Raw genomic sequence first — 17,965 nt, 5'->3', positions numbered from 1 at the left:
CCACTGGAGTTATGCCGACATGGCGTTGGAACGTACCCTCTCGATCCTGAAGCCCGATGCCACCCGCCGCGACCTGACCGGCAAGATCAATGCCCGCTTTGAAGAAGCCGGCCTTAAGATCGTCGCCCAGAAGCGCGCTTGGCTGTCCCAGGCTCAGGCCGAAAAATTCTACGAAGTCCATAAGGCCCGTCCGTTCTTCGGCGAACTCGTGTCCTTCATGATCTCGGGTCCGGTCGTCCTTCAGGTGCTGGAAGGCGAAAACGCCGTAACCCGCAACCGCGAAATCATGGGCGCGACCGATCCGTCGAAGGCCGAACCCGGCACCATCCGCCGCGAATTCGCCGAATCGATCGAAGCCAATTCGGTCCATGGTTCGGATTCGCCGGAAAATGCCGCGATTGAAATTGCGTACTTCTTCGCCGGGACCGAAATCGTCGGCTAAGGCCTTTCGCGCGTAAAAAGAAACCCCGGTAGGCGACTACCGGGGTTTTTTATTCGACGGAAACCGTTCGAAAATTCTAGTGAATCAGCGTGGCTGCCATCACCGCCAGCAATACAATAATTGCAATCCCCGTGCCGGTCATGGCTTTTAGGACTCCGCTATAAAAGGCAGCGTGACGTTTTTCCATTTCAGCGATATTGGCCATTCTGCGGTCCTCGTTAAGAATGTTCTGCGACGTTGATACCGAAAATACGCCGTTCAAGCAACAGGTTGGCCGCGTGCAGCTTCCAGAAGAGTGAACCAATCTTGCCGCTCAAGCCCGGTTAATGCAGCGCGATACCCGGCGAGCCGGTCGATCTGGCCGGTGCCAACGACCGCGACCGGGCGCGACGGGTGCGTGAGCGCCCAGGCAAGGGCGGTGGTGCCGATATCGGCGTGTCCGAGTTTTTTCCCGACCGTTTCGAGCGCTGCCCGCAGGGGCGCATAGGCCGGGTCGGTGAACAAAGCCCCGCCGCCCAAAGGCGACCACAGCATGGGTGCGCGCCGCAGCTTCTGCATTTGATCGAAGCTGCCATTCTCCAACGCATCCGGGCGAAGGATGGAATATTCCACTTGGTTGGTCGCCAGCGGAACCGGCAAGCGCGATTGCAGCAAGGAGAATTGCCGGGGCGAATGGTTGGAGACGCCGACGTGTCGCACCCAGCCCTTGGCCATCACCTCTTGCAGCGCATCGGCGGTTTCATCGGCATCCATCAGCGGGTCCGGGCGATGGATGAGCAGCAGATCAAGATAGTCGGTGTGCAGCGCGCGCAGGCTGTTCGTGACCGACCGCAGAATATGATCGCGCGATGTGTCGTAATGCTTCACGCGATTGTCGGGACGCGCCGCCGTGACCGGGCGAATGCCGCATTTGCTGACCAATTGGATCGCCGACCGATCCCCCGCCCAAGCCTGAAGCCCGTGCCCAAAGGCTTCCTCGACCCCGAACCCGCCATAGAGGTCGGCGAGATCGAAGGAGGTAATGCCGAGGTGTAAACACTGATCGATAAACGCTGCCAGCGGTTTCGGGTCGCGGATATCCGGCTGCTCCAACAGGCGCCAGGTGCCCCACACAAGGCGCGAAAGGCTGGGACCGGCGGCGGTCAGCGGAATCTTTTCCATCTGAAAAACCCTATTGGCTGAAAGAGGGATTGAAACGGGGGGCGGGGTCGGCAGGCGCATCGATATGGCAGCGCAAGCCTTCCACCCGAACGCGGCCTTCCGCAAGCAGCCGCACGGCCTCGGGATAGGCGCGATGCTCGGCAGTGAGAATGCGGGCGGCGAGACTGTCTTCCGTATCGCCATCCATAATTGGCACGGCGGCCTGCACCAGAATCGGGCCTTCGTCCATCGCCGGGCGGACGATATGCACTGTGCAGCCCGCAAAGCGCGCCCCGCTCTCCAGCGCGCGCTGGTGGGTATCGAGACCCTTGAAGGCGGGGAGGAGCGAGGGGTGGATATTCAAAATCTTATCGCCCCAGCCGGTCACGAATTCGGGCGTTAGCAGGCGCATGAACCCGGCAAGGCAGACGATTTCCACCCCAGCCGCGCGCAAAGCGGCGTCCAGTGCCGCATCGAACGCGGCCCGGTCGGGAAACTCCGGATGGCGGATCACCTGCGTCGGAATCCCGGCTTTCGCCGCCCGCTCCAACCCCAGAACGCCGGGCTTATTGGAGATCACCAACCCGATTTCCGCCGGGAAATCGGGGGTGGCGCAGGTATCGATCAGGGCTTGCAGATTGGAGCCGCGCCCCGAAATCAGGCAGCCGAGCTTTACGCGCGCCATGCCGCCTCAAGATTCTTAACGTGAACCCGCTCATCGCCGCTCAGCGTCTCGACCCGACCGACGATGGTGGCGGTTTCCCCGGCGTCGGTGAGCGCGGCGAGGGCGGCGGGTGCGTCGGCCTCCGTCACCACCAGCACCATACCAAGGCCGCAGTTGAAGACGCGCGCCATTTCGGTGAGGGCAACCCCCCGGCTGAATAGCCACCCCATCACGGCGGGGGCTTGCCATTGGGTACCATCAAGGGTCACGCCCAACCCGTCGGGCAGCACGCGCGGAATATTCTCGGTTAACCCGCCGCCGGTGATATGGGCGAAGGCTTTCACCTTCACGGCTTTGAGGGCGGCGAGGCAGGATTTAACATAGATTCGCGTCGGCGTTAGCAGGGCTTGGCCCACGCGGGTGCCGGGGGCGAAGGGAGCATCGTCCGAAAGCTTCACGCCGTCTTCCGCCAGAATCCGCCGGACCAGCGAGAAACCGTTAGAATGTACGCCGCTGGATTTGAGGCCGATCACCACATCACCCACCGCAACCTCGCGCCCGGTCACGACTTGGCTGCGCTCGACCGCACCGACCGAGAAACCGGCAAGATCATAGTCGCCATCGGAATAAAGCCCCGGCATTTCCGCCGTCTCACCACCGATCAGCGCGCAGCCCGCCTGACGGCAACCCTCGGCGATCCCGGCGACGATAGCGCGCCCGGCCTCAACGTCCAGCTTGCCCGTGGCGTAATAATCGAGGAACAGCAGCGGTTCGGCCCCCTGCACCACGAGATCATTGACGCACATGGCGACCAGATCAATCCCGACCGTATCGTGATAGCCCGTGTCGATGGCGAGCTTCAGCTTGGTGCCGACCCCATCGGTGGTGGCGACCAGCAGCGGATCGGTGAACCCTGCCGCCTTGAGATCGAACAAAGCGCCGAAACCGCCCAAGGAGGCGTCGGCCCCACGCCGGGCGGTCGATTTCGCCAAGGGCTTAATGGCATCGACGAGCGCATTGCCCGCATCGATATCAACACCGGCTTGCCGGTAGGTCCGTTCGTTGGAAATAGCGCACCTCTGTCGCCCAATGGCGGTCTTAGTCAGAATTTGCTCGGACAATAGCGAAACGGTGCGCGATTGCAATGTGGGCGAACCTCATCACAGCGGATGACTTCCTGACGTCGGCTGAGATACAACAGGGCGGCGATTGGTGGTTTTCGCAGCGATAAGAGGATGTTCAGGGATGCGCGCTCGTCGGTTTCTTTCGGGTCTGGCTTTAACGGCAGCGTTGCTTGGCTCCAGCATGGGCTTTGCCGCCGACGAAAGCTTTAGCGTTGCGGGCATCGCCATCGATAAAACCGCCGCGACCGCCGCCCAAGCGCGCGACGCCGGGATTGCCGACGGGCAAACGCGGGCATGGCGCAAGCTGATCGAGCGCGTCGCTATCGGCGGCGATACCAGCCGCCTGACGGGCTTCACCGATAAAGAAATCGCGCCGCTGCTCGAAGGGTTTGAGGTGGAGAAGGAAACCAGCTCCGCCGTTCGCTACCTCGGAACGCTCACCTACCGTTTCCGCCCCTCGTCGGTCCGCGCGCTGCTGCGCCAGGTTGGCGCCGAAGAACTGCGCGCCGCGCCGAAACCGCTGCTGCTGCTCCCCCTGTTCCGCGACGGGGATAAGAGCCTGCTCTGGGAACCAACAAACCCCTGGCGGCAAGCCTTCGCAGCCCGGCCGCTCAAAACGGGCCTCGTGCCGCTGGTGCTTCCCAAGGGGGATGAGGGCGACGTTGCCGCGCTCGACCCCGCCGCCGCCTATGATGCGACGCCGCTCAAGCTCGATCCATTGCTGCGCAAATATGATGCCTATGAAGGGCTCGTCGCCGAGTTCGTTAATGCCGCCGATGGCGGCAGCGTTACTCTGCGCCGCTCGGGCCAAGCGATTTTCAATGAACGCTTCCCGATCAACGTTGGCGAAACCCGCGACGCCTATTATGAGCGCATCGTAACGCGGTTGCAGGCCGAGCTTGAAGCCCTGTGGCGTAAGGATCGCGCGGCGCAGCCGATGACGGCGACGGGCGGCGATGCTGGGGCGGTTCTTGAAACACTCTCGGTCAAAGTGCCGCTACGCACCCTTGCCGATTGGATCGAGGTGAAGAAACGCCTGGAAGCGGTTCCCGGCGTGCGCGGGGCCGAGTTGAAAGCGATGACCCGGACCGATGCCCAGATCGATCTTGCGCTGACCGCCGCGCCCGACCAAGCCGCGCGCAATCTCGCTCAGCGCGAGTTGAAGCTGAGCCAAGAATCGGACGGCTATGTTCTGCGCTTCACGGGCGGCGGCGCAGCCGCGGCTCCCGCCCCCGCGAAAGCGCCGTAACGGAGGCAGATTTGCCCGGTCCAGGCCCGGTGCTGCGCCATCTGCCGAACCTAATTTCGGTCGCCCGCATTCTGCTGGTGCCGTTCACGGTTATGGCCTTCGTGCGCGGGGATTTCGAAACCGGGTTCTGGCTTTTCGTGATTGCCGGAGTTTCGGACGCGGTCGATGGGGCGATTGCCCGCCTGTTTCGGGCCCAATCGACGCTCGGCACCTACCTTGATCCCGCCGCCGATAAACTGTTGCTCGTCACCATGTATGTGGCTCTCTCGGTTCAGGGCGGACTGAGTTGGGCCGTAACGGTGCTGGTTTTGGCGCGCGACCTGATGATCTTGGGCGGGCTCGCTTGGTGCCTCTGGCGCAAGTTTCCCGCCGATATTCGCCCGATTTTCGTGTCTAAGGTGAATACGTTTTTGCAAGTCTTTGTGATTGCCTGGATTTTATCACTCGAATCGGGGATGGTGGCGCGGGTTACAGGCCTTGCACCCGCCACGACCGACGCCATCACGCTCATCGTGGAAATCGTCATGATTGTAACGACGGCGGTTAGCGGGCTGATCTATGCCGGGCGCTGGCATCGGCTGATCCAAGGGGCGAAAGGGGAGCGAGCATGAGTGTGCACAGGTGGCGCTGGATGATCGGTTTCGGTCTCCTGGGGCTCTTGATCGTTTGGCAGATTACGCCGGTGCTGTTGCCCTTCGTGGCCGGAGCGGGGATCGCCTATTTTCTTGATCCGACGGTCGATTGGTTGGAGCGGCGCGGCCTGGGGCGCGGGCTCGGCAGCCTGTTGACCATCGTTAGCTTCTTTCTGGCTTGCCTGCTGATCCTGCTACTGTTCGTGCCGATTTTGCAGGTACAGGCGGTGGAATTGGCGCAGCGGCTCCCCACGCTGCTCACGACGATCCAGGAGCGGGCCAATCTTTGGCTGGTTCAAGCCCAGCGCGATTTTGGCGTGTCCGACGCTGATGTCATCAACCTGCGCGCCGCCGCTGGGGCGGATGCCGGCAAGGCGCTGGGGTATGTGGCGCAGTTTGTTGGCAATCTGCTTGTCGGCGGGCTGGCGGTGGTGAATATCCTCTCGCTCGTCTTCGTGACGCCGGTGGTCGCTTTCTATCTGCTGCGCGATTGGGATCTGATCGTGAGCAAGATCGACTCGTGGTTGCCGCTGAGCGGGGCGGAGACGGTTCGGGAGCAAGCCCGCGAGATCGATGCGATTCTGTCGGGCTTTGCGCGTGGGCAAGCGCTGCTGTGCCTTAGCCTCGGTGTACTTTATGCAATTAGCCTGCGCACGGTTGGGCTCGATTTTGGCATTATCATTGGCCTGCTCGCGGGGCTTTTGTCCTTCATTCCGTTTGTCGGCGTCTTCGTCGGCGGCGTTACGGCGGTTGGGCTGGCCTTGCTTCAGTTCGATTCGTGGCTGCCCGTGATCCTGGTTGCGGGCGTGTTCGGGGTCGGGCAAATTTTGGAAGGTTATGTGCTTCAGCCGTGGTTGGTGGGCGACCGGGTGCGGCTTCATCCGGTCTGGATCATCTTTGCCCTGCTTGCGGGCGGCACGATGTTCGGTTTCCTCGGCGTGTTGATGGCGGTGCCCGTGATGGCCGTGCTGGGTGTGCTGGTTCGTTTTGGCGTCGCGCAGTATCTCGCCTCGGACCTTTATGATCCGCCGCCGCCGCCGCCCGCCGAGGTGCCATGAGGGGGCCGCCCCGGCAACTCCCGCTCGCGCTGGGATTTCAACCGGCGTTGGCGGCCGAAGATTTTCTGGTGACGCCGTGCAACGAGCTGGCCGTGGCTTGGCTGAACCGCTGGCCGGATTGGCCTGCCCCGGCACTCGTGTTGACCGGACCGGCGGGCGCGGGAAAATCGCATCTGGCGGCGATTTGGGCGGGGCGAACGGGGGCTAAACCCGTGATGCCGGGCGCTAAGGTCGATCTTGACCGCGCGGTGCCGCCCGGCGCGTGCCTGCTGATCGATCTTCAGACCATGCTTCACCCGGAACCCGATGCGGAAGCGCCCTGGTTTCATCTGCTCAATCTTTTGAAGGAACGCCGGGCGCACGCCCTGATCGTAGCGCGGGAGCCCGCTGCGCGCTGGCCGGTGCGTCTTCCCGATCTCGCCTCGCGCCTCGCGGCCTTACCGCAAGTCGATATTTTGGCGCCCGATGAAACCCTGCTCGCGGCGCTGTTGGTGAAGCATTTGGCCGATCTTGGCGCGCTGGTCGATCCGCCGGTTATCCGATATCTGGTGCCGCGGATAGAGCGTAGTTTTTTGGCCGTTTCCGATCTCGCCAAAGCGCTCAATCGGGCGGCGCTTGCCGCGCAAAAGCCGATCACCGTTGCGCTCGCGCGGACCATCCTGAGTGAGCCTGACGGCGCGGGCGCACCGGAATAAGCGACGGGCTCTTGAGTATCGTCATCACTCTGTCATGCTCCCGGTGCGATGACTGTGCTATAGCCGCCCATCCGGCTTCGTGATGCTAAGAGGACTCATATGACCACGGCTCTTCCCGTCCAAGCTCAGCCCGATGTTGCCCCCGTCGCAACGATCTCGAAAACCGCGCCGCAACGCTTCATCAACCGGGAGCTTTCGTGGTTGGCGTTTAATCGCCGCGTTTTGGAAGAGGCCGGCAATGCGCGGCATCCGTTGCTGGAGCGGCTGCGCTTCCTCTCGATCTCCGAAGCGAACCTTGATGAGTTCTTCATGGTCCGCGTCGCCGGGCTCGAAGGCCAAGTCGCGGCGGGGGTTTCGGGCGTTAGCCAAGACGGGCTGACCCCGACGCAACAATTGGTCGACCTGCGCGAAGCCGTGCGCGTCCTCACCGATCTTCAAGAGGCCACCTGGCAGACCTTGCGCACCGAAATGGTGGCGGCGGGCATCAGCCTAGCCGATCCCGAGGCGCTGAGTGCCGAAGAGCGCGCCTGGGCTTCGACGTTCTTTGACGAACAGATTTTTCCGGTCATGACGCCAATGGCGATCGACCCGGCGCACCCGTTTCCCTTCATCCCCAATCGCGGCTCGGCGATGGTGGTGCAGATGGTGCGCCCGACCGACGGTAAAGTGATGCGCGCGCTGCTGCCGCAACCGGCGCAAATTCGCCGCTTTATCCGCGTGCCGTCCAGCGACGGAATTCGCTTCCTCGCGGTTGAGGATTTGATTGGCCAGTTCCTCGACCGGCTGTTTCCGGGCTTCGAGATTTTGGCGAAGGGCCTGTTCCGCATTAACCGCGACAGCGAAATGGAAATCGACGAAGAGGCGGAAGATCTCGTTCGCCTATTCGAATCGGCCCTGAAGCGTCGCCGTCGCGGGCTGGTTATTCGCCTCGTCGTCAATGCGGGCATGCCGGAAGATTTGCGCGCCTTTGTGATCGACCAACTGCACGTTGCTCCTGCGGATGTGTTCGACACGTCGGCTATCGTTGGGCTTGCCGACGTGCGGCAGATGATTGTCGATGAGCGGCACGATCTCCTATTCCCGCCCTATAACGCCCGCTTCCCCGAGCGAATCCGCGATTTCGGCGGGGATTGCTTTGCCGCGATCCGGCAGAAGGATATCGTCGTTCATCACCCCTACGAAAGTTTCGACGTGGTCGTGCAGTTTCTGCTGCAAGCCGCGCGCGACCCGGCGGTGATTGCGATTAAGCAGACGCTCTATCGCACCTCCGACAATAGCCCCATCGTCCGCGCCCTCGTGGAAGCGGCGGAAGCGGGCAAGTCGGTCACGGCGCTGGTGGAACTGAAAGCCCGTTTTGACGAAGAAGCGAATATCCGCTGGGCGCGCGATTTGGAGCGCGCAGGCGCGCAGGTCGTATACGGGTTTATCGACCTTAAAACCCACGCCAAAGTATCGCTCGCGGTGCGGCGCGAGGGCGGCGAGCTGCGCTCCTACGTGCATTTCGGCACGGGCAACTACCATCCGATCACGGCGAAGGTTTATACTGATCTGTCGTTCTTTACCTGCGATCCAGTGCTGTGCCGCGATGCGACGCGGATATTCAACTATATGACCGGTTACGCTAATCCCGACCGCCTCGAAAAAATCGCGATTGCGCCGCTGACGATCCGACCGGCGCTGCTGAAGCATATTCAGCATGAAATCGACTGCGCTCAGGCCGGTCGCCCGGCGGCGATTTGGGCGAAGATGAACGCGCTCGTCGATCCCGAGATTATCGATGCGCTCTACCGTGCCAGCGAGGCGGGGGTTAAGGTCGAACTCGTCATTCGCGGCATTTGCTGCCTGCGCCCTGGCGTTCCTGGGCTGTCGGAGAATATCCGCGTTCGCTCCATCGTCGGGCGGTTCTTGGAGCATAGTCGCGTCGTCTGCTTCGGTAATGGCCATGATCTGCCGTCGCGCTATGCCAAGGTCTTTGTCTCGTCCGCCGATTGGATGCCGCGCAATCTCGATTGGCGGGTTGAAACCCTGGTGCCGATTGAAACGCCGACCGTGCATCAGCAGATCCTTGATCAGATCATGGCCGGGAATCTGAAAGATCAAGCCCAAACCTGGTTCTTGCAGCCCGATGGCAGCTATGTGCGGCCGCCGGAAGCTTTGGATGGATTCTCAGCCCATACCTTCTTTATGACCAATCCAAGCCTGTCGGGGCGTGGCTCGGGGCAACGCCGAGCCGCCCAACCGCGCGCCCGGCATAAGCCCAAGGACTGAGGTTCGCGCTATAGAGTTTTTTGGTTCCGAGTGTTCTTGAAAACTCTCTAGTTTATTGTTTTTTAAGGCAAATGCGTCGTTGTCAACGATGTCATTTGCTTGGGAATAGCTGTCGATGCCTACCTCTAAACGCATTGCCATTATCGACATCGGCTCGAACTCGTGCCGACTTGTGGTCTATCGGGATAGTTCGCGCGCGCCGCTGACTCTCTTTAACGAAAAGGTTATGTGCGGCTTGGGGCGGGGCATTACCGCCACGGGCCGCCTCAACCCCGAAGGGCGGCGCAGCGCGATTGCCAACCTCGGGCGGTTTCGTGCGCTCACCCACGCGATGAATGTGTGCGAAACGCTGATCTATGCCACGGCGGCGGTGCGCGATGCCGAAGACGGGGCAAGCTTCGTTTCTGAAGCCGAACGGGTGATGGGCCAGCCGGTCCAGGTCATTCCGGGAACCGAAGAAGCGCGGCTTTCCGCCCTCGGTGTGCTGTCCGCCATTCCGGACGCCGATGGCGTGGTGGGCGATCTCGGCGGCGGGAGCTTGGAGTTGATCGATGTCGCCGGGGGCAAGCTCGGTGAGCGTATTTCGCTTCCCATCGGCCCGCTCCGGCTCATGGATGCTGCGGATAATTCGGTTCGTCGCGGCGCGGCGATGATTAAGCGCGCGTTGCAAGATGTGCCGTGGCTTTCTAGCCTCAATGGTCGGAATTTTTACGCCGTCGGCGGCGCATGGCGCACGTTGGCGCGGATGATGATGGAACAGCGCCATTATCCCTTGCACATCATTCACCATTACTCGCTTCCGGCGAGCACTGCTGCGAGCTTTTTCCAGCGCATTCACCGCATGGATCGCGATACCATTCGCCGCCGCCCCGATGTGTCACGCCGCCGGGCCGATACCTTGCCCTGGGCGGCAATGGTCTATGAGCAGCTTTTCGCGGTCGCCAATCCGTCGAACATCATTTTTTCGGCAGCGGGTTTACGCGAAGGCGCTTTGTTCGACCGGCTTTTGCCAGGGGTGCGCACCCAGGACCCGCTGATGGCGAGTTGTGAAACGTTGGTCAGCGATAGCCGCTTCGCGCTTTCCCACACCGAATTAATGCGGTTCGTCGAACCGCTGCTTCCCGTCGAGGATACCGAAACGCGTCGATTGGCGGAGGCCGCCTGCCGTCTGTCCGATATCGCCTGGACCGAGCACCCCGATTATCGCGTGGTGCAAGCCTATCGCCGGGTTTTACAAGCGCAGCTTACGGGGATCGATCATCCCGGTCGGGCCTTCTTGGCGACGACCATTGCCATGCGCTATGGGGCCAGCCGCGATGCTTTGCCGGATAGCGTGCCCACCCAATTACTTCTCCCCGCGCAATTGCGTATGGCGAGTGCGGTCGGCGTGGCGTTGCGGTTGGGGTATCTTCTGTCGGGCGGCGCGCCCGGCGTGCTCGATAACGTATCGCTCACGGCGGATGGAACGCTGCTCACCCTGACGCTCCCGACCGATGGATCGGTTGTCTTGGGCGATGCCGTTTACCGGCGCTTGGAAGCTTTGGGGAAAATCCTCGATGTCACCACACGCGTCGTGCCGGAAGCGGGCGTGGTTCCCGCGAAATAGCGCCCTAAACCTCGCCCAAATAGGCCGTGAGCCCCGGCAGATCGGTGCGCGCGAGCAGCTTTGCCGTTTCCGCCAGCGCCACGATTTGCCCGGCCTCCAGGAACGCGCAGTTTTGGGCGGCGTGGCGGGCTTCGTCCGGGTGATGGCTGACCAGAATGACGGTCAGCCCATGGGTTTGGCGCAAGCCTTCGATCAGATCGAGCATCTCGCGGCGTTGGGCGGGGCCGAGGGCTGCGAACGGCTCATCCAGCAGCAGCAGCGGGCAGGTCGGCGCGCGGACCAGCGCCCGGGCAAGGGCAACGCGCTGGCGCTGCCCGCCGGAAAGATCGCGGACCGGGCGGGTTCCGAAGCCTTCAAGATCAACCTGGGCAAGCGCCTGTGTAGCGGCGACATGGGCCGAGGCGCTCTTGATCGAGCCGGGCAGCAACCCCAGCCGCACATTCGTTCCGCAATCCAAATGATCAAACAGATTATTATCCTGAAAGACCGTCGTGACCGGGCGACGCGCGGGCGGGAGCCCCGTTACCTCCTGCCCGAATAGCCGGATCGACCCCGCTTCGGGCCGCTCAAACCCGGCAATCAGGTTGAGCAGGGTCGATTTTCCCGCACCACTCGGCCCGATCAGCGCCAGAAACGCGCCGCGTTCGACGGTGAGGTCGAAGTGCATCTTCATCGTTTCGTAGGTAAAGCTTAGGTTTTGGACCTCAAGCGCGACGGTCACGGTTCAATCCTTTATCGATTCCAAAAAAGAGCGCCAGTCCAACGAGCAGGAAGAACAGCGCAATCACGGCGGCTTCATCGAAACGGTAACTGCCCATGCGGCTAAACAGCAGCGCGGGCAGGGCGGCGGTCTCGCTCGCCCCGAACAGGGCGACCGCGCCAAGGTCGCCCAAGCTCAAGGCCGCGGTCAGCGCGGCGGCGGTCGCGAGCGGGCGGCGCAGGGCCGGGAAATCGATCAGCGTGAAGCGTTGCCAGCCGGAAAGTCCCAGGGCCGCGCACAGGCGATCATGCCGGGCGGCGGCATCGCTTACGGCAGGCGCAAGGGCGCGCAGGGCATAGGGCAGGGCCATCAGCACATTCAGGGCAATCGTGAGGGCGACGGCAACCCAGGCATCAAGCACCATCGGACGGAACAGAATAAACCAGCCGGTGCCGATCACGATGGGCGGCAGCGCCAGCGGCAGAACCCCGAGCCCGGCGAGCAAGCGGCGGGCGGGGCTGGGCAAATGCCGGGCGCCCATCAGCAAGCCGCCCGCGAGCGCCAAGGTCAGGGGCGTCGCAAGACCTACCAAGCGCAGGGAATTGGCCAAAGCTTCCCAAAGATCCGCCTCGCCGAGAACCTGCGCAACGGGACCACGGAATCCCGAAACCACCATCCCCAGCAATGGCAAGCCGACGAACAGCGCCGCCATCCCGATCACAAGGCTATCGTGCAGGCGTGTCGTAAACCGGGCCGCATCGGGCCGCGTCACCTGCCGTCCGGGGCCGAGGCTGAGGGGGACGGCGGGCGGGGTCAAAATAAACACCAGCGCGCCAACGCCAACGCAAAGGCCGGTTTGCAGCAAGGCAAGCAGAGCGGCGCGGCTGGGGTCGAAATCTAAACGGAGGGCCTCGTACAGCGCGACTTCCAGCGTCGTCGCGCGCGGGCCGCCGCCGAGGGCCAGCACAATCGTAAAACTACCCGCACAGAGCAGAAAAATCAGCGCCCCAATCGCAGGAACCGCCCTGAAAATAAGGGGCCGGTCGATAAAGCGCCAAACGTGGCGGGGGGCGAACCCCAGTTGCGCCGCGAGCCGCCAGCTTTCGCCCGGCACGGTTTCGAGCGTGCGCAGGAGGAGGCGGACCGCCAACGGCAGATTAAAAAACACATGGGCGAGCAGAATTCCGCCGAGCCCATAGAGCGGCGGCATCTCGCCCCCGAAAGCGCGCACTAGCATCGCCGCCCACCCCTGCTGTCCATACAGCGTGACGAGGGCCAGCACGCCGACCAAAGCAGGCAGCAGCAGGGGAACCGCCAGCAGGTGCACCAGCAAGGCGCGCCCTGGAAACGCGGGTCGACGAGCCAGCGCGCGGGCAATGGGAATTGCTCCAATCACCGCTAAAAGCGTCGAGACCGCCGCTTGCCCCACCGTGAACCACACGACTTGCCGAAGATAGCTATCGTCGCGGAGCGCGGCAAAACTATCGCCTAAACCCGTCTCGGACCCGATCCCCAAGGCGAGAACCGGGCCGAGACCGGCGGCGAGCGCTGCGAGTAACAGCAGCGCACAGGCGAGAGCGGGCACTGATAAACCCTTATTTCGCCATGGCCTTCAGCCATTCGTTCGTCCAGGCCTTGCGGTTCTTCGCCACCTGATCGCCGGGGAGCAGCAGCATTTGGCTTGGTTTCGGCAGATTTTTGAATTCATCCGGCTGCGGCGCGGTCGCCGTGACCGGGAACATCCAATTGGTCGTCGGGATGATGCTCTGTGCCTTGTCGGTCAGCAGAAAGGCGAGGAACTGTTTGCTCAGCGCCAGATGCTTGCTGCCCTTCACTGCGGCCGCCACTTCGATTTGCGGATAATGGCCTTCGCTGAAGATTGCCGCCGCGTAACGGTCGGTTTTTTCTTCGATCAAATGATAGGCGGGCGAGGTGGTGTAGGAGAGCACCATTGGCGCTTCGCCCTTGGTGAAGAGACTATAAGCGTCGCCCCAACTTTTTGTCGTGGTGAGGATGCGCCCACGCAGTTTGGCCCAGGCAGCAGGGGCCTGATCGCCGTAAACGGCTTTCACCCATAGGAGCATGCCGAGGCCAGGCGTGGAAGTGCGCGGATCTTGCAGGATGATTTTTTGCTTGGGGTCACCCTCGACCAATTCCTTCAGGCTTTTCGGCGGTTGCGGCAGTGCCTTCGTGTCGTAGATCACTGCGAAGGCGCCGTGATCGAAAGGCAGGAAGGTGTCGTCGCTCCAGGCGACCGGCAGGGCGAGGGTTTTGACATCGGCACCGTGCGGCGTGAACAGCCCGGTCGCGCCCGCTTCCACGGTGAGATTCTGGTCGAGCCCAACAACCACATCGGCCTTGGTGGCTTTGCCTTCCAGGCGCAGGCGGGTGAGCAGGGCCACGCCGTCATCAACGGCGACATAGGTAAGGGTGCAGCCGCAGGTTTCTTCAAACCCCGCTTTCAGCGCCGGTCCCGGCCCCCATTTCGCCGCAAAGCCTGAATAGGTGTAGACGGTCAACTCGGGCTTATTTTGCGCGGCGGCGGGCAGGGCGGTTCCCAGCAGAGTAAGGGCCAGCAGCGATTGAACGAGGCGTATGCGTAAGGGGGTAGCGGTCATCGAGTCTCCCTCGCCAGCGCGTTAAGGGAGGAGCGGTAATGACACCGTCACTCAATCCCTCCGCCGGCATAATCCGGATCAGGTTCGGCGGGTTGGCGCTAGCCTCTCAGCCCCGATTGGGGCACCCCGTTGAGAAGTGTTAGTCCTAGCGCCGTTCCGCCCCCCTGTCCAGGCGGAATGCCGCTCTTAGGGAAAAGGTGCCGGACTCTGTCATACGGGTACGAGAGCCGGTCAATGATTTAAAATTGTTAATGTTTATAATTACTTCTGGTCATTGTCTTACAAGTTTGGTAAGAATGCCTTAATGAAATAGCGAGTAGCGATACCGAGTGCATCTAAACCGGTCCCTGGATCGTTATCGATACGGGAATCGAGAACTGACGAAGGAGAATCGACATGCAGGCAGCGACGTTAGAGGCACGCGAGCAACGGTCGCTCGGGCGGCGGACGCTGGTCGATACGACGCAGTTGATGGCTCTGCGTGATATTCTCCCCCCGCGAGATCTGCGCAAACTGATTGCCGATGTGATTGGCGTTGTGCAGCAGTGCACGCGCGCCATTCGCTCCACGCGCGGTCGGGCAACCGATGATACGCTGCGCAATGCCTATAATCTCTACGGGACCGCGGCCAGCTTTGGTTTAATGCCTCTGGCCTCCGCCGCCGAGCGCGTTGTGAGCACGGCCAAAACTGGGCAAGGCCCGCAGCTCTCCGTCCAGGCCCGGGAATTGGTTAGCGTCGGTGAAACCACGGTGGAAGCGCTGCTGGTATGGATCGATCAAGCCGCGCCGGAAAAAGCCGCCTAAGAATAATCCTTAGCTGGTGCGGACCTGGCTGGAGAAGCCATTTACTTCCGAGCGTAGAACGTCCGAATCGCGGACTAGATCTGATGCCGTTAGCAGGACCTGAGCGGCGACTTGGCTCGACTCACCCACCGAATTATTAATCTGTGCGATATGCCGCGCCACTTCGTCGGCGTCGGCACTGGCTTGCGTCACATTCTGCGAGATCTTTGCCGAAGCGCCACGTTGCTCTTGAATGGCGCTAACGATAGTCGTCGTAATTTCATTGATCGTTGAAATCGTCGAACTGATCGACTGGATTTCCGTCACCGCCGCGCCGGTTGCGCTTTGCATGCTTTCGATCTGGGTGGTGATTTCTTCCGTCGCCTTGGCGGTTTGATCGGCGAGGTTCTTCACCTCCGTCGCAACCACCGCAAAGCCCCGGCCGGCTTCGCCCGCGCGCGCGGCTTCGATGGTGGCATTGAGAGCGAGAAGATTGGTCTGCTCAGCAATCTCCGTAATCAGCGCCACGACATCGCCGATGCGGGTTGCGGCCTGGCTGAGGCTTTCGATCGTGCTATTCGCGGTTTGGGCCTGATTCGACGCCTTCCGGGCGATATCGGCGGAGGTTTCAACATGGCGATGAATACCGGCGATGGCCATGCTCAGCCCCTCGGCAGCATTGGCCATATGGGCGGTAGAGGTGCGCGCCGATTGCAGCGCGCGCGACACCAATTGGCTGCGCTCTTGGGTTTGATCGGAGGCGCTCGACATGGCTTGGGCGCAGAACTGCATTTGGCCGACCGAGTTGGTCACGCCCGAAAGCACCCGCTGCACGCTGACTTCGAAGGTATCGGCGAGCGCCAAGCGGCTAGATTGTTTTTCGATCTCAGCCCGGCGCTCGATTTCCCGCTGTTCGGCCATATGGGCCTGAACGCGCTCATTCATCCGCCGGATAATAAGTTGCATCAACTGAAACCCGAACGCGGGCTGCTGCGCAAATAGCTCGAAAACCCGTTGGGCAGAGAGATGCAATAGCTCGACATTGGTTTCGCAAACTGCGGAAGCGGTGCGCTTGCCTTCCGGCGAGAAAATGCCGATTTCACCCAGCATCTGCCCCGGCCCGAGGGCGGCGTTAAACTCTACCAGACGAATCGTGCCGGTTTTGATAACGAACATCGCGTCCGACCGGTCGCCCGACCGAAACAGGGTTTCACCCGCACTAAATTGCTGCGGCGTCATTGAGGACACGAGCCAATCCAGCGACACATCGGTTTCGCCGCTTTGCTTGGCGCTTTCCACCAGCTTGGCGAGTACGAAGGTCCTGGCGATTTGAATGGCGACGATAATGCCGTAGGCCACAACCACGCCGCCATTCTGCGCCCACGCCCCATAGCCTGCACCAAGAATGCCGATCACAGCAAAAGTGACCCGCATCCAAGTGCGCGTTGGGTAAAACAGGCTCAGCAGCGCGAAAAACGCGGCACCAAGACAGGCGAACCAATCTAGCATCGCGCTTTCCTTTCGTTGGGTGGAGCGTCAGAGATTAAGCGACGGCTCGCTTTTTCAATTCGGCAATAAAGCGATCAAGATCGCCGCCATTGCTCTGCATCGCCGCTGCAAAATCCTGCTGCTGCGTTAAAGACATGCTGACACCTTCTACGATCACGTCAACAACCTTCGGCTTGCCTTGGGGGCGCAGAACCCGCCATTCGACTTTTGCGGCCTGACTGGAGGTTGGCGGCTGCAAGCTGCTGGTCACGATGGCATGATCGTCGCCCTCGCTCCGGCTATTGACCACGCTGAAGGCGACGCCCCGGTATTCGCGGAAGCGTGTCGCATACACAGCGATAATCATCTGCTGGAAAGCCGCCTGATAGGCCGCTTTTTGCTCGTCGGTCGCCCCGCGCCAGTAACGCCCCAGACAGAAGCGCGCAATTGCCGGAATATCGAACCCATCCACGAGAAGCTTACTGAACTTCTCGCGCCGGTCGGCATCGGCCAACTTATCATCGTTGATGGTGCCGATTGCCTGAACGCCGAGAGTTTCGATCAACTCCCGGGCTTCTTTGGAAATATCGGCAGCCTGAACGGCAAAGCTGGGCAACACGGCTAAGCTAACACCGGCCAACAAAACGGCCCGACGCGACACACCCATAGTTCTAGCTCCCTTTCGCCAAGTCACACAATCCAGGGTAAATGGGAATCAATTCCCGTTTTGCCCAGGATAGCTGGGGGTATTCCCCGGCTTGGCACGCCCGTTGGCGATTTCATCTGCCCGCTGCTGGCGGTAAATGCTGCGGATGGTGGCGTAATAATCGAAGGAGTTCCGGCGCAGATCGTCAGTTTCCCGGATGATGCGCGAACGGCCATCAATAATCCGGGTTCCGGTAAGGGCGTAGGGGCCCCATTCCGGGCCGTGCGCCCCGAAGATATAGGTCATCGGATCGGTGAAGATATCGACAACTTTACCGATAGCATCGCGCGGGTTAGACGGGCCGAGCAGCGGCAAGACAAGGTAAGCGCCTTCGCCTGCGCCCCAAGTTGCCATCGTTTGCCCGAAATCTTCCGTGTGGCGCTGAATGCCGACCGAGGAGGCGATATCGACCAAACCGCCGACGCCCGCAATCGTATTGATCCAGAACCGCGTGAAGGTTGTTCCGGCGCGGTCGAACTCGCCTTGCAGCAGATCGTTCAGCAGAATGACGGGCGAGGCGAGGTTCGCGACGAAATCGCGCACCCGGTCGCGGATCGGTTCGGGAACAGCTTCGCGGTAGCCATAGGCGACTGGGCGGATGACCGCCTGATCCAAGGCGTCATTGACGGCAAAAACGCCGCGATTGAAGCCCTCGATGGGGTCATTCTCCGCCGTTTGCGACGAGGCGCAAGCCCCTAGCCCCAGCACGGCCACGAGGGGCAGAACCCGGCACAGGCGAGACAGAGACGCAGGCATGGGTGTCATGGTCGTCGTTTCCACTAGGCTAGAGCC

At 61.7% G+C, this 17,965-nt stretch carries 18 protein-coding genes and 1 riboswitch; of the genes, 8 read left to right on the top strand and 10 right to left on the bottom strand.

What is annotated here, in order from left to right:
• Positions 1 to 19: 19 nt before the first annotated feature.
• Positions 20 to 442, top strand: coding sequence for a nucleoside-diphosphate kinase (gene ndk / locus ACIQ36_RS02435; protein ID WP_395825312.1), 423 nt, complete (start codon positions 20 to 22; stop codon positions 440 to 442).
• Between the two features lie 76 nt (positions 443 to 518).
• Here ndk and ACIQ36_RS02430 read toward each other — a convergent pair whose 3' ends face one another.
• The 4 genes from ACIQ36_RS02430 to purM are packed head-to-tail and all read right to left on the bottom strand — an operon-like array spanning position 519 to position 3,337.
• Positions 519 to 647: a hypothetical protein gene (locus tag ACIQ36_RS02430; protein ID WP_395825309.1), complete on the bottom strand. Its 129-nt coding sequence runs from the start codon at positions 645 to 647 to the stop codon at positions 519 to 521.
• Between the two features lie 53 nt (positions 648 to 700).
• Positions 701 to 1,603 carry an aldo/keto reductase family oxidoreductase gene (locus ACIQ36_RS02425; RefSeq protein WP_395825306.1) on the bottom strand — a complete coding sequence of 301 codons (903 nt, stop codon included), beginning with the start codon at positions 1,601 to 1,603 and terminating at the stop codon, positions 701 to 703.
• A 10-nt stretch (positions 1,604 to 1,613) separates the two neighbouring features.
• Positions 1,614 to 2,267 carry a phosphoribosylglycinamide formyltransferase gene (purN, locus tag ACIQ36_RS02420; RefSeq protein WP_395825303.1) on the bottom strand — a complete coding sequence of 218 codons (654 nt, stop codon included), beginning with the start codon at positions 2,265 to 2,267 and terminating at the stop codon, positions 1,614 to 1,616.
• Positions 2,255 to 3,337, bottom strand: a complete 1,083-nt coding sequence (gene purM, locus ACIQ36_RS02415; RefSeq protein ID WP_395825343.1) for a phosphoribosylformylglycinamidine cyclo-ligase — start codon at positions 3,335 to 3,337, stop codon at positions 2,255 to 2,257. Before purM ends, purN begins: the two co-directional genes overlap by 13 nt.
• 154 nt (positions 3,338 to 3,491) lie before the next feature.
• Here purM and ACIQ36_RS02410 point away from each other — a divergent pair, with 154 nt between their 5' ends.
• From ACIQ36_RS02410 to ACIQ36_RS02385, 6 genes are all read left to right on the top strand, one after another.
• The gene (locus ACIQ36_RS02410; RefSeq protein ID WP_395825300.1) at positions 3,492 to 4,619 is read left to right on the top strand and encodes a DUF2066 domain-containing protein; all 1,128 of its coding nucleotides are present in this window, start codon (positions 3,492 to 3,494) and stop codon (positions 4,617 to 4,619) included.
• An 11-nt stretch (positions 4,620 to 4,630) separates the two neighbouring features.
• On the top strand, positions 4,631 to 5,230 hold the full coding sequence (locus tag ACIQ36_RS02405; RefSeq protein ID WP_395825297.1) for a CDP-alcohol phosphatidyltransferase family protein: 600 nt from the start codon (positions 4,631 to 4,633) through the stop codon (positions 5,228 to 5,230).
• Complete coding sequence (locus tag ACIQ36_RS02400) at positions 5,227 to 6,309, top strand: AI-2E family transporter (protein ID WP_395825294.1); 1,083 nt, start codon at positions 5,227 to 5,229, stop codon at positions 6,307 to 6,309. The genes ACIQ36_RS02405 and ACIQ36_RS02400 overlap by 4 nt, the downstream gene beginning before the upstream one ends.
• Entirely contained in the window at positions 6,306 to 7,004 is a 699-nt protein-coding gene (locus ACIQ36_RS02395) for a DNA replication protein (protein ID WP_395825292.1), read from the top strand. Before ACIQ36_RS02400 ends, ACIQ36_RS02395 begins: the two co-directional genes overlap by 4 nt.
• 99 nt (positions 7,005 to 7,103) lie before the next feature.
• Entirely contained in the window at positions 7,104 to 9,272 is a 2,169-nt protein-coding gene (locus ACIQ36_RS02390) for an RNA degradosome polyphosphate kinase (protein WP_395825290.1), read from the top strand.
• A gap of 115 nt (positions 9,273 to 9,387) precedes the next feature.
• Positions 9,388 to 10,878, top strand: coding sequence for a Ppx/GppA family phosphatase (locus tag ACIQ36_RS02385; RefSeq protein ID WP_395825287.1), 1,491 nt, complete (start codon positions 9,388 to 9,390; stop codon positions 10,876 to 10,878).
• A gap of 4 nt (positions 10,879 to 10,882) precedes the next feature.
• Here the strand turns inward: ACIQ36_RS02385 and ACIQ36_RS02380 are convergent, their stop codons facing one another.
• From ACIQ36_RS02380 to thiB, 3 genes are read right to left on the bottom strand one after another with little or no spacing between them, the layout of a single operon-like run.
• Complete coding sequence (locus ACIQ36_RS02380) at positions 10,883 to 11,599, bottom strand: ATP-binding cassette domain-containing protein (RefSeq protein WP_395825285.1); 717 nt, start codon at positions 11,597 to 11,599, stop codon at positions 10,883 to 10,885.
• Positions 11,583 to 13,163: a thiamine/thiamine pyrophosphate ABC transporter permease gene (gene thiP / locus ACIQ36_RS02375; protein ID WP_395825282.1), complete on the bottom strand. Its 1,581-nt coding sequence runs from the start codon at positions 13,161 to 13,163 to the stop codon at positions 11,583 to 11,585. Before thiP ends, ACIQ36_RS02380 begins: the two co-directional genes overlap by 17 nt.
• A gap of 10 nt (positions 13,164 to 13,173) precedes the next feature.
• A complete protein-coding gene (thiB, locus tag ACIQ36_RS02370; protein WP_395825279.1) occupies positions 13,174 to 14,196 on the bottom strand; it encodes a thiamine ABC transporter substrate binding subunit in 1,023 nt (340 codons plus the stop codon).
• A 38-nt stretch (positions 14,197 to 14,234) separates the two neighbouring features.
• Positions 14,235 to 14,335, bottom strand: a riboswitch (TPP riboswitch).
• Positions 14,336 to 14,592: 257 nt separating this feature from the next.
• Here thiB and ACIQ36_RS02365 point away from each other — a divergent pair.
• A complete protein-coding gene (locus ACIQ36_RS02365) occupies positions 14,593 to 15,000 on the top strand; it encodes a hypothetical protein (RefSeq protein WP_395825275.1) in 408 nt (135 codons plus the stop codon).
• 9 nt (positions 15,001 to 15,009) lie between these two features.
• On the opposite strand, the gene ACIQ36_RS02360 is transcribed toward ACIQ36_RS02365, so the two are convergent.
• From ACIQ36_RS02360 to ACIQ36_RS02350, 3 genes are read right to left on the bottom strand one after another with little or no spacing between them, the layout of a single operon-like run.
• Positions 15,010 to 16,488, bottom strand: a complete 1,479-nt coding sequence (locus ACIQ36_RS02360) for a methyl-accepting chemotaxis protein (protein WP_395825272.1) — start codon at positions 16,486 to 16,488, stop codon at positions 15,010 to 15,012.
• 34 nt (positions 16,489 to 16,522) lie between these two features.
• Entirely contained in the window at positions 16,523 to 17,134 is a 612-nt protein-coding gene (locus ACIQ36_RS02355) for a phospholipid-binding protein MlaC (protein WP_395825268.1), read from the bottom strand.
• A gap of 48 nt (positions 17,135 to 17,182) precedes the next feature.
• Entirely contained in the window at positions 17,183 to 17,938 is a 756-nt protein-coding gene (locus ACIQ36_RS02350; RefSeq protein WP_395825265.1) for a VacJ family lipoprotein, read from the bottom strand.
• Positions 17,939 to 17,965 lie beyond the last annotated feature (27 nt).

The sequence above is a fragment of the Elstera sp. genome, from assembly GCF_044372965.1.
Classification (GTDB): domain Bacteria; phylum Pseudomonadota; class Alphaproteobacteria; order Elsterales; family Elsteraceae; genus Elstera.
Note: the sequence above shows the minus strand (reverse complement) of the source record. Positions and strands in the feature narration are given on the sequence as shown.

What these genes read in the sequence shown, in the direction of transcription:
- ACIQ36_RS02390 (WP_395825290.1), top strand. Translation starts at nt 7,104, where the DNA reads ATGACCACGGCTCTTCCCGTCCAAGCTCAGCCCGATGTTGCCCCCGTC.
- ACIQ36_RS02355 (WP_395825268.1), bottom strand. Translation starts at nt 17,134, where the DNA reads ATGGGTGTGTCGCGTCGGGCCGTTTTGTTGGCCGGTGTTAGCTTAGCC.
- ACIQ36_RS02425 (WP_395825306.1), bottom strand. Translation starts at nt 1,603, where the DNA reads ATGGAAAAGATTCCGCTGACCGCCGCCGGTCCCAGCCTTTCGCGCCTT.
- ACIQ36_RS02350 (WP_395825265.1), bottom strand. Translation starts at nt 17,938, where the DNA reads ATGACACCCATGCCTGCGTCTCTGTCTCGCCTGTGCCGGGTTCTGCCC.
- ACIQ36_RS02430 (WP_395825309.1), bottom strand. Translation starts at nt 647, where the DNA reads ATGGCCAATATCGCTGAAATGGAAAAACGTCACGCTGCCTTTTATAGC.
- purN (WP_395825303.1), bottom strand. Translation starts at nt 2,267, where the DNA reads ATGGCGCGCGTAAAGCTCGGCTGCCTGATTTCGGGGCGCGGCTCCAAT.
- ACIQ36_RS02360 (WP_395825272.1), bottom strand. Translation starts at nt 16,488, where the DNA reads ATGCTAGATTGGTTCGCCTGTCTTGGTGCCGCGTTTTTCGCGCTGCTG.
- ACIQ36_RS02365 (WP_395825275.1), top strand. Translation starts at nt 14,593, where the DNA reads ATGCAGGCAGCGACGTTAGAGGCACGCGAGCAACGGTCGCTCGGGCGG.
- thiB (WP_395825279.1), bottom strand. Translation starts at nt 14,196, where the DNA reads ATGACCGCTACCCCCTTACGCATACGCCTCGTTCAATCGCTGCTGGCC.
- ACIQ36_RS02410 (WP_395825300.1), top strand. Translation starts at nt 3,492, where the DNA reads ATGCGCGCTCGTCGGTTTCTTTCGGGTCTGGCTTTAACGGCAGCGTTG.
- ndk (WP_395825312.1), top strand. Translation starts at nt 20, where the DNA reads ATGGCGTTGGAACGTACCCTCTCGATCCTGAAGCCCGATGCCACCCGC.
- ACIQ36_RS02400 (WP_395825294.1), top strand. Translation starts at nt 5,227, where the DNA reads ATGAGTGTGCACAGGTGGCGCTGGATGATCGGTTTCGGTCTCCTGGGG.
- ACIQ36_RS02395 (WP_395825292.1), top strand. Translation starts at nt 6,306, where the DNA reads ATGAGGGGGCCGCCCCGGCAACTCCCGCTCGCGCTGGGATTTCAACCG.
- ACIQ36_RS02385 (WP_395825287.1), top strand. Translation starts at nt 9,388, where the DNA reads ATGCCTACCTCTAAACGCATTGCCATTATCGACATCGGCTCGAACTCG.